12 protein-coding genes are annotated in these 11,754 nt (G+C 55.8%); 6 read left to right on the top strand and 6 right to left on the bottom strand.

The annotated features are described in order from the left end of the window. Positions 1–28 precede the first annotated feature (28 nt). Positions 29–577, bottom strand: coding sequence for a 3'-5' exonuclease (locus tag FEE99_RS04095; protein ID WP_019816999.1), 549 nt, complete (start codon positions 575–577; stop codon positions 29–31). Positions 578–665: 88 nt separating this feature from the next. Here FEE99_RS04095 and FEE99_RS04090 point away from each other — a divergent pair, with 88 nt between their 5' ends. The 6 genes from FEE99_RS04090 to FEE99_RS04065 all read left to right on the top strand — a co-directional run bounded on the left by FEE99_RS04090 (position 666) and on the right by FEE99_RS04065 (position 8,309). Then, positions 666–1,343: an antitoxin Xre/MbcA/ParS toxin-binding domain-containing protein gene (locus FEE99_RS04090; protein ID WP_019817000.1), complete on the top strand. Its 678-nt coding sequence runs from the start codon at positions 666–668 to the stop codon at positions 1,341–1,343. Positions 1,344–1,630: 287 nt separating this feature from the next. Next, positions 1,631–1,972 (top strand): hypothetical protein, encoded by a 342-nt coding sequence (locus tag FEE99_RS04085; RefSeq protein WP_019817001.1) that lies wholly within the window; start codon positions 1,631–1,633, stop codon positions 1,970–1,972. A 100-nt stretch (positions 1,973–2,072) separates the two neighbouring features. Beyond that, complete coding sequence (locus FEE99_RS04080; protein WP_019817002.1) at positions 2,073–3,329, top strand: TolC family protein; 1,257 nt, start codon at positions 2,073–2,075, stop codon at positions 3,327–3,329. After that, positions 3,326–4,807, top strand: coding sequence for an efflux RND transporter periplasmic adaptor subunit (locus FEE99_RS04075; RefSeq protein WP_019817003.1), 1,482 nt, complete (start codon positions 3,326–3,328; stop codon positions 4,805–4,807). Before FEE99_RS04080 ends, FEE99_RS04075 begins: the two co-directional genes overlap by 4 nt. After that, complete coding sequence (locus FEE99_RS04070; RefSeq protein ID WP_019817004.1) at positions 4,804–7,962, top strand: efflux RND transporter permease subunit; 3,159 nt, start codon at positions 4,804–4,806, stop codon at positions 7,960–7,962. The genes FEE99_RS04075 and FEE99_RS04070 overlap by 4 nt, the downstream gene beginning before the upstream one ends. Continuing rightward, positions 7,959–8,309: a copper-binding protein gene (locus FEE99_RS04065; RefSeq protein ID WP_019817005.1), complete on the top strand. Its 351-nt coding sequence runs from the start codon at positions 7,959–7,961 to the stop codon at positions 8,307–8,309. The genes FEE99_RS04070 and FEE99_RS04065 overlap by 4 nt, the downstream gene beginning before the upstream one ends. A gap of 94 nt (positions 8,310–8,403) precedes the next feature. On the opposite strand, the gene arsH is transcribed toward FEE99_RS04065, so the two are convergent. From arsH to FEE99_RS04040, 5 genes are all read right to left on the bottom strand, one after another. Next, a complete protein-coding gene (arsH, locus tag FEE99_RS04060) occupies positions 8,404–9,066 on the bottom strand; it encodes an arsenical resistance protein ArsH (RefSeq protein WP_420480643.1) in 663 nt (220 codons plus the stop codon). A gap of 80 nt (positions 9,067–9,146) precedes the next feature. Continuing rightward, positions 9,147–9,617: an arsenate reductase ArsC gene (locus FEE99_RS04055; RefSeq protein WP_019817007.1), complete on the bottom strand. Its 471-nt coding sequence runs from the start codon at positions 9,615–9,617 to the stop codon at positions 9,147–9,149. A gap of 15 nt (positions 9,618–9,632) precedes the next feature. Beyond that, the gene (locus tag FEE99_RS04050; protein WP_019817008.1) at positions 9,633–10,916 is read right to left on the bottom strand and encodes an arsenic transporter; all 1,284 of its coding nucleotides are present in this window, start codon (positions 10,914–10,916) and stop codon (positions 9,633–9,635) included. Between the two features lie 27 nt (positions 10,917–10,943). After that, positions 10,944–11,300 (bottom strand): metalloregulator ArsR/SmtB family transcription factor, encoded by a 357-nt coding sequence (locus FEE99_RS04045; RefSeq protein WP_019817009.1) that lies wholly within the window; start codon positions 11,298–11,300, stop codon positions 10,944–10,946. Next, positions 11,297–11,719 (bottom strand): arsenate reductase ArsC, encoded by a 423-nt coding sequence (locus FEE99_RS04040; protein WP_041476535.1) that lies wholly within the window; start codon positions 11,717–11,719, stop codon positions 11,297–11,299. The genes FEE99_RS04045 and FEE99_RS04040 overlap by 4 nt, the downstream gene beginning before the upstream one ends. Between the last annotated feature and the right edge of the window lie 35 nt (positions 11,720–11,754).

Below are 11,754 nucleotides of genomic sequence, written 5' to 3'. Positions count from 1 at the left end.
GCTTCAAGTCCGTGCGGTGGAAGGCGGATCAGCGGTTACCTTTACCCGCTAACATTAGGGCGAAGAGCTCCGCCTGAAAGCGGGCATCATCCAATGCGTTATGGTTGGGTTCGCTGATTGGCTTCAGCGCAGCGGTCATTTTGGATGATTTTGTTTCCTGCCAATTGCAACCTACAGCGCCCATAAAGTAGGCCTTCATGTCGATAGCTGTGAAACCAAAGGGGTTGGTTTCCAAATATTTGTGGAAGTAGTAATTGACGAATGACCAGTCAAACGGTGCGTTTAGCCCTACGAAAATGACCTTCTGCCCCGTTTGGCAGGACGATTTCAGCCATTCACTAAGTGTCAGCATCGCCTCTCGCGGAGCGAGGCCCTCGTGCTCCAGCTTTTCCAGACTCAACCCCGATACTGCCAGTGCTTCTGGATCGTGTTTTGGGCTATCAGGTCGCAGTTCAAGATAGATGGACATTGCAGGTTGGTTTACAAGGCAAGCTCCAATGGAAAGCAGACTGTATTCGCCTGGTATAGGCCCAGACGTCTCGACGTCGACGGAAACATATAGCTCATCAGCGTTCATGTCATATCCTTTTCGTGTAATTGCCTGATCACGCCACCAGCGTATTGCGCGTTCCTTTGATCAGCTCTGCGCCCGAGCATAATGATGTGTGTCATTCTCTGATGGCTTTGATGAGGGCCAGGCGATCATGAGTGAAACTGAGCGGTGGGTAGCCAAATGCCAGAGTACTGAGGACGGTACTGGCGACATCATCATTGAGCTGCCTCCAGAGTTGCTTGACCAAATGGGGCTAGGTATTGGGGACGATCTGGAGCTAACGGTAGCGAATGGCACAATAGTGCTAACGCCCATGCACAACGTAACATCGGTGCTGCCCATGTTTGCTGGCATCCTGCGACAGGATGTCTATCATGCTTACCGCATGCGTCTGGAGGCCCTTCTTGATATCTCTGTCAATGCTTCGTGTCTGGACATTCACCACATGATAGTAGCTGGATTCCCGGCCAGTCTGGTCCATGTGCTGTGTGATGGTGGGACCCTTAGCAATGAAGAACGCGACAGAATCGTTCAACCCAAAGCGCTCAAAACAAGGTTGGCAGCCAATCAGCTCTTGACGCTGCATGAGAGCGATCGCCTGTTCCGGTTTGCACACATCAGCGCCTTGGCCGAGGTGATCTTCGGTGACAAAGGCAAGGCCAAACAATGGCTTTCCAAGCCCAAAGCCCGTTTTTTGGGTGAAAGCCCATCAGCGATGGTCACTACAACCATTGGCACACATCTAGTCGAAGAAATGCTGATTCAGGTGTCTGAGGGCCTTTCATTCTAGTTCCACCGCAGCCGAGTGGAACCAACCCTAAGTAATTATGCGAGCACAGCACGCATTGCTAAGGCGGCGCGCTCCATTAAAGTCGGGCGCTACAGAATTGAATATTTTTCTCGCCGACCTTCAGATAGCGCGCTGATCCGTGCTGCGTCAAAAGGTAACTGAAAAAATAATGCAGGCTTAATGCTGATGGGCTTACATCGTGCGTTATTAAGCGGCTCGCATGCGCTAGCTGAAAGCCAGCGTTAATTAATTGTTCGCGCCAATTCTGACGGCTACACTCCAACCCCATGAAACGCTACCTGCGGTTTTGTCTTATTTTCTTGATCAGCCTGGCGCTTCCCCTCAGCGGGATGGCGGGGGTGCGGGCACCGACAGAACCGTGCCCGATGAAAGCCACGGGCATGGCGATGATGGACGACATGGGCATGGATTGTTGCAATGACATGAAGAGCCCGACCGAGCATGGGAAACCCTGCAAACCGGGTCAGGAGTGCAAGACGGGCGGGATGCTACAAGTTTCGATCGTCAAGCCGCCCGTGACTCTGTTCAGCCCCGTCGTGCTGGCCTTTTCCAGCGATTCCGTTCCTTTGTCCACCCCATCCGGTGTATGGCGACCGCCCCGCGTCTGATTCCTGTCCGTTATTGAACCTCATCCTGTTTTTAACGGGATGGCATGGCTGTGCGCAGGCCTTTTGAAGCGCTCAGCGGATCATCGCAGGAATCGCAAACATGAACCCCAAGTGCTTTTGCACAGGTTGGTCCCTAGTGGCCGGTCTGGCGGCAAGCGTACTGGCCTTGCCGAGCTTCGCTACCTCGCTGACGCTCGAAGAGGCCTTGCGGCTGGCCGAAAACACCGCGCCGTCGCTGTCTGCACAGGATGCAAAGATTCAGGCTGCCAGCAGTGCGGCCATTCCAGCGGGTGAGCTACCTGACCCGAAGCTGCTCGCTGGTCTGCAGAACTATCCCATCGGCGGCCCAGATCGCTGGAGCGTCAATGATGACTTCATGACCATGCAAATGGTCGGGGTCAGGCAAGACATGCCCAATAGTGACAAGCGCAGGGCGCGGATCGAGGTTGCGAACGCAGGGGTTGAGCGTGCCGCTGCCGAGCGTCAGGTCGAACGCCTGAACGTGCGCCAAGCCACGGCGCTGGCTTGGATCAGCAGCTATTCAATAGAGCGCAAAGACGCGCTGTTCCAGGACTTCTACAAGGAGAACCGCTTGCTGAGCGACACCGTCCGCGCGCAAATTGCCGGCGGTCGCGCACAACCGGCCGATGCCGTGACACCGAAGCAGGAAGCGGCGCAACTGGCCGAGCAGCAAGACGATCTGATACGCCAGCGTGCTCAAGCGCGCGCGGCGCTGAAACGCTGGGTTGGTCCGGCCGCCAACGCAACGCCGGCGGGAAGTCTTCCGCAGTGGCCGATCGATACGTCAGGCTTGCCCCATAAACTGCAACATCATCCCGAGCTGGCCGCGTACGGGCCGATGACCCGTGAAGCGCAAGCCAAGGTGCGCGAGGCGCAGGCGGAGAAAAAGTCCGACTGGAGTTGGGAGGTGGATTATCAGCACCGTGATCGGCAGTTCGGCGACATGGTCAGCGTGCAACTTTCCTGGGATCTGCCGTTGTTTCCGCAGACCCGGCAAAACCCAAAAATTGCCGCACGAGAAGCCGAAGTCAACCAACTCGAATCCGAGCGCGAAGCCTTGTCACGCGAGCATACCGAGCAACTGGAAAGTGTACTGGCTGACTATGAACGGCTCAATCGTGCGGTCCAGCGCAATGCGCAAAGTCTGCTGCCGCTGGCCAAAGAAAAAGTCGAACTCAGCATGGCCAGCTACCGCGCCGGTAAAGGCGATTTGAATGCGGTTGTCGCCGCCCGACGTGAACTCATCGAGGCTCGCCTCAAACAAGTCGAAGTGGAGGAACAGCGAGCACTGATCAATGCACGACTGTATTTTGCGTATGGAGAGGTCAGCCAATGAGCCTTAAAAAGAGTGGGGTTTTGCTGGCAGGCGTTGCAATGGCAGTGGGCATCGCCGGTGGTTACTGGCTAGCACTTCAACGCGTCAGCGAAGTACGGGGCGCTTCGCCTGAGCAAAATCAAAACGCACCAAATGAACGCAAAGCCATGTACTGGTATGACCCGATGTACCCCCAACAGAAGTTCGACAAACCGGGTAAATCGCCGTTCATGGACATGCAGCTGGTTCCGCAATACGCCAGTGGCGGCAACGATCAAGCGACGATCAGCATCGATCCGAGCGTGGCGCAGAATCTCGGTCTGCGCTCGGCGATGGTCAGCCGTGGAGTGTTTGCATCCAGCCTTGATGTGAGTGGCATCCTCGCCTTTAACGAACGGGATGTCGCGGTTATCCAAGCCCGTACTCCAGGCTTTGTAGAGCGGGTCTACGCCCATGCACCCGGAGATCTGCTCAAAGCCAATGCGGCGCTGGCGGATATTCTGGTGCCCGAGTGGGCGGCGGCTCAGACTGAGTTCCTGGCCCTGAAAAACAACGGTGATCGCGACTTGCTCGCCGCTGCGCGGCAGCGCTTACGGCTCAGTGGAATGCCGCCGGGAGTGATTGCCCAGGTCGAACGTAGCGGTAAGATCCAACCTTATCTGACGTTGACCAGCCCGATTGGCGGGGTGCTGCAAGAGCTCAACCTGCGCATAGGCATGACCGTCGCGGCGGGCGAGACGCTGGCGCGAGTCAATGGTCTGAGCAGTGTCTGGCTGGCGGTGTCCGTTCCTGAATCCGACGCGGGCACCATCGCCGAGGGGCAAAAGGTCGAGGCGCAGTTGCCGGCCTTCCCTGGGATCAAGGTCAATGGCACTGTCAGCACAATTCTGCCGGACACCAATGCGGACAGCCGCACCCTGCGCGTACGGGTCGAACTACCCAATCCAGGCGGCCGCCTAAGGCCCGGTTTGACGGCGCAAGTGCGCTTGAGCAGCTCAACTGAGCAGAGTGTGTTGTGGGTGCCGAGCGAGGCGGTCATTCGCACGGGTCGACGTGCCTTGGTGATGCTAGCCGAAGATGCTGGCCGCTATCGCCCCGTTGAAGTGCAGCTCGGGCAGGAAAGCAGTGGCAAGACAGTAATCGTTAAAGGTCTGGATGAAGGTCAGAAGGTAGTTACCTCAGGGCAATTTCTGCTCGACTCGGAGGCCAGTCTCAAGGGTATCGTGGCCAGTTCAGCAGACGAACCACCCCGTATCGCAGCAGCCTCAAAATTGCATGAGGCAGACGGGCAGATCGTCGAAATCGACGATAAAGAAGTCACAATCGCCCACGGCCCCTTCAAGACACTGGGCATGCCGGGCATGACGATGACGTTTCCACTTGCCAATCCGACCCTGATTCAGGGTCTGAAAACGGGCGACAAGGTTCGGGTCGCGGTGAGCCAAACCGACGATGGATTGCGTGTCGAGCGTCTAGATAAAACGGGAGGTCAGCCATGATCGCTGCCCTCATCCGTTGGTCTGTTGCCAACCGCTTTTTGGTGCTGTTGGCGACACTTTTCGTCACAGCTTGGGGCATCTGGTCAGTTCAGAACACGCCCATCGATGCCCTACCGGATCTCTCCGATGTACAGGTGATCATCCGTACCCCTTATCCGGGACAAGCACCGCAGATTGTCGAGAATCAGGTCACCTATCCGCTGGCCACCACCATGCTTTCAGTACCTGGAGCCAAGACCGTGCGCGGGTACTCCTTCTTCGGCGACAGCTTTGTTTACGTGCTGTTCGAAGACGGTACGGACTTGTACTGGGCTCGCTCTCGGGTGCTGGAGTATTTGAGTCAAATACAAAGCCGGTTGCCAGCCAGCGCAAAGCCCGCATTGGGGCCGGATGCTACGGGAGTGGGCTGGATCTATCAGTACGCACTGGTGGATCGCACTGGTGGGCACGATCTCGCGCAACTTCGTGCGCTTCAAGATTGGTTCCTGAAATTTGAACTCAAGACGCTGCCCAATGTTGCGGAAGTGGCCACCGTGGGCGGCATGGTCAAGCAATACCAAGTACAGCTCGATCCGCTCAAGATGGCCAATCTCGGGATCACTCAGGCACAGGTGACTGAAGCCATCGGCAAGGCCAATCAGGAAACCGGTGGTGCCGTGCTGGAAATGGCCGAAACCGAGTTTATCGTGCGAGCTTCGGGTTATCTAAAGACGCTCAACGATTTCCGGACGATCCCGCTGAAGTTGGAATCAGGCGGTGTGCCTGTAAGCCTTGGCGATGTCGCCACGATTCAGCTTGGGCCGGAAATGAGACGAGGCATCACTGAACTTGACGGGGAAGGCGAGACCGTCGGTGGGGTGGTGATTTTGCGCAGCGGTAAAAATGCTCGCGAGACCATTACGGCGGTGAAGAGCAAACTGGATGAGCTGAAAAGCAGTCTCCCAGCAGGCGTAGAAATCGTCACAACCTACGATCGCAGCAAGCTGATCGACCGCGCAGTAGACAACCTCAGTTACAAGCTTCTGGAAGAGTTCATCGTCGTTGCCCTGGTGTGCGGGATCTTCCTCTGGCACCTGCGCTCATCCTTGGTGGCAATCATTTCGCTACCTGTGGGGATGTTGATTGCATTCATTGTCATGCGATACCAGGGCATCAACGCCAACATCATGTCCTTGGGTGGGATCGCTATCGCTATCGGTGCCATGGTCGATGCCGCAGTGGTGATGATTGAAAACGCACACAAAAAAATAGAATCCTGGCACACCTCTCATCCTGGGCAGGAGTTGAAGGGTGAGCAGCATTGGCATGTGATGACCGATGCGGCGGCCGAGGTCGGCCCCGCGCTTTTCTTTTGTCTGTTGATCATCACTCTCTCGTTCATTCCGGTGTTCACATTGGAGGCTCAGGAAGGAAGACTGTTTGGCCCACTGGCGTTTACCAAGACCTACGCCATGGCGGCAGCGGCGGGATTGTCGGTGACGCTGGTGCCGGTGCTGATGGGTTACTGGATTCGGGGACGAATTCCGAGTGAGCAACAGAACCCTTTAAACCGCTGGTTGATACGGATCTACCAACCCGCGTTGGACGCAGTTCTGCGTCGTCCGAAAACCACTCTGCTGGTGGCGCTGTTGGTATTTGTCAGTGCGCTATGGCCAATGTTTCGCTTAGGTGGGGAGTTCCTTCCACCACTGGACGAAGGGGATCTGCTCTACATGCCTTCAGCCCTGCCGGGGTTGTCGGCGCAGAAGGCTGCACAACTGCTGCAACAGACTGATCGCCTAATCAAAACAGTCTCTGAAGTTGAACACGTTTTCGGCAAGGCCGGTCGTGCTGAGACCGCTACCGATCCAGCGCCGTTGGAAATGTTTGAAACCACGATTCAGTTCAAACCGCATGAGCAATGGCGCCCAGGCATGACCCAGGAAAAATTGGTGGAGGAGCTGGACCGCGTGGTACGCGTGCCTGGCCTGACCAATATTTGGATACCCCCGATTCGCAACCGCATCGACATGCTGGCCACAGGGATCAAAAGTCCCATCGGGGTGAAAGTTGCCGGCACTAACCTGACGGAAATCGATTCGGTCACCCAGGCTGTTGAAAAGGCGGCCAAAAATGTGCCCGGTGTCAGCTCCGCGTTGGCCGAGCGCCTGACCGGTGGCCGCTACATCGATGTGGATATCGATCGTAATGCAGCCGCCCGCTACGGCATGAATATCGCCGATGTTCAGTCCATCGTGGCCGGTGCTATTGGAGGCGAGAATATCGGGGAGACCGTTGAGGGGCTCGCACGTTTTCCGATCAGCGTCCGTTATCCGCGAGAGTGGCGTGACTCACCGGGAGCCTTGGAACGATTGCCCATCTACACATCGTCAGGCATCGAGATCACCCTCGGTACTGTGGCAAAAATCAAAATCACTGACGGTCCACCAATGCTCAAAAGCGAGAACGCGCGGCCTTCGGGCTGGGTGTACATCGATGTGCGTGGTCGTGACATTGCTTCCGTGGTTGCCGATCTTCGTCAGGTCGTCAATCAACAGGTCAAGTTGCAGCCTGGTATGAGCCTGAGCTACTCGGGGCAGTTCGAGTTTCTCGAAAGAGCTAATGCACGACTCAAGCTGGTCGTACCGGCCACGCTATTGATCATCTTCGTGCTGCTTTACCTGACATTCGCCCGATTCGATGAGGCCTTGTTGATCATGGCCACACTCCCTTTTGCTCTCACCGGAGGGGCATGGTTCCTCTATTTGCTCGGGTTCAATCTGTCGGTGGCAACGGGGGTCGGCTTCATCGCACTAGCCGGGGTTTCTGCAGAGTTCGGCGTGATCATGCTGCTATACCTGAAAAATGCTTGGGCCGAACGTGTAAACCTTGGCGATAACTCTGAACGTGCATTAGTGGCGTCGATTCGTGAAGGCGCTGTGCAGCGGGTGCGTCCCAAAGCTATGACTGTGGCTGTCATCATCGCGGGCCTGTTGCCCATACTGTTGGGCAGTGGTACCGGCAGCGAAGTGATGAGCCGAATTGCCGCGCCAATGGTCGGCGGCATGGTAACTGCGCCCTTGCTTTCCCTGTTTGTCATCCCGGCGGCCTATCGCTTAATGCGTCGTCGAAATCTACCTAGCAAACCCGTAACTCTGAAAGGAAATGTTGTATGAAACTGACCCTTATTACAGTTGCCAGCACTGCGGTTGTGTTCTCTCTCGCTGCCCATGCACAAGAAACGCCAGCAATGAAAATGGACGGTATGGAAGGCATGGAAATGAAGCAGGAATCAAAGCAGATGGCTGTCGCCAATGCCGAGGGCACGATCAAGGCCATTGATCCTGCGAAACATACCGTGACACTCGCTCACGGTGCCGTTCCAGCTGTTCAATGGCCGCCGATGACCATGGCCTTTTCCGCATCGGATGATCAGTTGGCAGGGTTGAAGGTAGGAGATCGTGTGTCATTCACCTTTCGGGTCGAGGGAGGTAAAGGAACGATAGTCTCCATAAAGAAATGAGTTACTAATGCTGTCGGTTACCGGCAAGCATCGTCGTGCCGGCAACCGACCATCATTTCATCAACGTAACCCTGAGTGTTTATTTGATAGATGTTTAAATGGAGCGCTGATTTACCCGTTTCGACAGCTCTTCAGCCGACTCTTTACGTTCCGAGTAACGGTCTACCAAGTAGTCCTGACGGTCACGCAATAGCAGGGTGAACTTCATCAGTTCCTCCATCACGTCGACCAGGCGATCGTAGTAAGACGAAGGCTTCATACGTCCATTCTCGTCAAACTCGGTGAACGCTTTGGGCACTGAAGACTGATTGGGGATTGTCACCATGCGCATCCAGCGACCCAGAACTCGCAACTGATTCACCACGTTGAAAGACTGAGAGCCGCCGCAAACCTGCATGACTGCCAAAGTTTTACCTTGGGTTGGACGTACTGCACCCATCGCCAAAGGCACCCAGTCGATCTGAGCTTTAAAAACGGCGCTCATCGATCCATGACGCTCCGGAGAACACCACACCTGCCCTTCCGACCACTGCATTAGCTCGCGGAGTTCCGCGACTTTGGGGTGGGTATCCGGAGCATCATCAGGTAGTGGTAATCCTGACGGGTTGAAGATTCGTGTTTCCGCACCGAAGTGTTCCAACAACCGCGCGGCTTCTTGGGTAACCAATCGGCTGAACGAACGCTCGCGGGTCGACCCGTAGATCAGAAGGATGCGCGGTTTATGCGTGGACGGCTCACGAGGAGTGAGTCGCTCCATGCTTGGGACGTCGATGAGATCTGCTTCGATGTTTGGGAAATGGTCTTTCATAGTGACTCCTGGCACCAGCGGGATATGGCCTACAACGTGCCGATGCGGGCTAGCTCAGTTTTAAGGTCTTCTGTGCTCAACGTAGCGATAGGCAACGAAATGAAGGCGTTTACCCGCTCCTGGATTTTGCTCAGGGTTTGCTGGAATGCCGCCTCGATTTGCGCTTCAGATCCCGAAGCTTCGGAAGGATCTGCCAGCCCCCAATGAGCCTTGAGCGCCGGGCCGAAGAAGATCGGGCAGGCTTCGCCGGCAGCCCGATCGCAGACAGTGATCACGATGTCTGGTGGTGACTCTTCAAAGGCATCGGATGCTTTACTGCTAAGGCCGTCAGTAGGGATACCTGCTGCTTTGAGCGTTTGAATCGCTCGCGTGTTTACGCGGCCACTTGGGAAGCTTCCGGAACTGACGGCTTCCATTCCTTCAGGAGCAAGGTGATTGAACACTGCCTCGGACAAGATGCTCCGGCAGCTGTTGTGGGTGCACATGAATAGGACTTTCATCGTGATCTCCTGTAATCAAAAGCTGAGGCGCAAAGCCAAGGCGCTCAGAGTGGCAATGAGGATTGGAAGCGTGAGCACCACACCGGTCTTGAAGTAGTAACCCCAACTGATGGTGATGTCTTTTTTTGCCAGCACGTGCAGCCAGAGCAGTGTGGCTAGGCTGCCGATAGGTGTGATTTTCGGACCAAGATCGCAGCCAATGATGTTCGCGTAGATCATGGCTTGATGAACTACGCCAGTCGCTTCCGTTGCATGGATCGAGAGTGCGCCGATGAGCACTGTTGGCATGTTGTTCATGATCGAAGAAAGCACGGCGGTCAGGAGTCCTGTGCCCAGCGATGCCCCCCAAATGCCATATCCAGCGAATACGTTGAGCAATTGAGCAATGTGGTCAGTCAGTCCGGCGTTCTTCAAGCCATACACCACCAGGTACATGCCCAGCGAAAAGATCACGACTTGCCACGGGGCACCCTTGAGCACCTTGCTGGTGTTGATGGCGTGACCTTTGGCGGCGATGACGTAGAGCACCAATGCGCAGGCGGTGGCGATGGCACTGATGGGTATACCCAGTGGCTCGACAACGAAAAAGCCGACCAGCAACGCGAGCAACACCCACCATCCAGCCACGAACGTTGCACGATCTCGGATCGCATCTTCAGGGGCATGCAGTTGTGCCAGGTCGTAAGTCTTGGGCAAGTCTTTCCGGAAGAACCACAAGAGCATCCCCAGCGTTGCAGCGATGCTGACCAAGTTGACTGGCACCATGATTGCGGCGTACTCGCTGAAGCCAATGTTGAAGTAATCGGCCGAAACGATATTCACCAGGTTGGAGACCACCAGCGGCAGACTGGCGGTGTCGGCAATGAATCCTGCGGCCATTACAAACGCCAGAGTCGCTGCGGGGGAAAACCGCAGGGCCAACAACATGGCAATCACGATGGGCGTTAGGATTAGCGCTGCACCGTCATTGGCGAACAGCGCTGACACCGCGGCGCCCAACAAGATGATGAATGCAAATAACTTGCGGCTGCTGCCACCTCCCCAACGAGCGACATGCAAGGCAGCCCACTCGAAGAAACCAGCCTCGTCGAGCAGCAGGCTGATGATGATCACAGCGATGAACGTCGCCGTGGCGTTCCACACGATATTCCATACCACCGGGATGTCGCCGAGACTGACCACCCCGCTCAACAACGCAAGCAGGGCACCCAATGAGGCACTCCAGCCAACACCCAGCCCTTTGGGCTGCCAGATGACCAGAACGATGGTGACGATGAAAATAAGTAGAGCGATAAGCATGCGAGCGGCTCGTTTCGAAAGGTTGGATCAGCCGCACACGGCCTGATTGACTGGACGATCGTTCATTTCACAGAGCCGCTTGGTTTCTGTGTCCAACCACTGCTGGTTGGCATCAACGACACCCTTAAGCACTTCGGTGACCCAGGTCGGCAGTTCGGGATGGAGTCGGTAGTAAACCCATTGGCCCTGCCGGCGGTCCGCCAGTAACCCGGAGGATCTCAGCAACGCCAGATGTCGAGATATTTTGGGTTGGCTCTGCTCCAGAGCGGCAGTCAGCTCGCATACACAGAGCTCACCTTCGCGGGCGATGAGCAGCGTGATTCGGGTCCGGGTGTCATCTGCCAGGCTTTTGAACAAAACGGTAGGAGTGATTGGCTCGTTCATGAGGCCTCCAGGTGTTTGGTTTTCACCAACACAAATAATTTGATGCGTTCGTGGATATCGTGAAGTGCGTGCTTGAACGCGTCGGGATGGGAGCTGTTCACCGGATCTTTGAAGTCCCATGCAATCAATTCACCGGCCGAGGGCATCGCCCGACATTCACGCGCAGATTTGTCACAGAGGGTGATCACGTAGTCGAAGTACTCGTCACGAAACTCTTCGATGGACTTACTGCGTAGCCCTTCTGCATCAACGCCGACGTGTTCCAGTGCAGCAAGGGCCCGTGAATCAATTTCAGTGGGTTCGGTACCAGCGCTGAACGCTTGAAAACGCGCGTCGCTGTTTCTCAGCAATGCTTCAGCCAACTGGGATCGAGCTGAATTGGCAACGCAGACAAAAAGTACTTTGATGGGGGCACTCATGATCACATCTCCCGCATACGGAAAATCGAATATAC

It is taken from the genome of Pseudomonas sp. ef1, assembly GCF_007293365.2.
Lineage (GTDB): Bacteria > Pseudomonadota > Gammaproteobacteria > Pseudomonadales > Pseudomonadaceae > Aquipseudomonas > Aquipseudomonas siliginis.
This window is presented reverse-complemented; position numbering and strand designations above follow the sequence as displayed.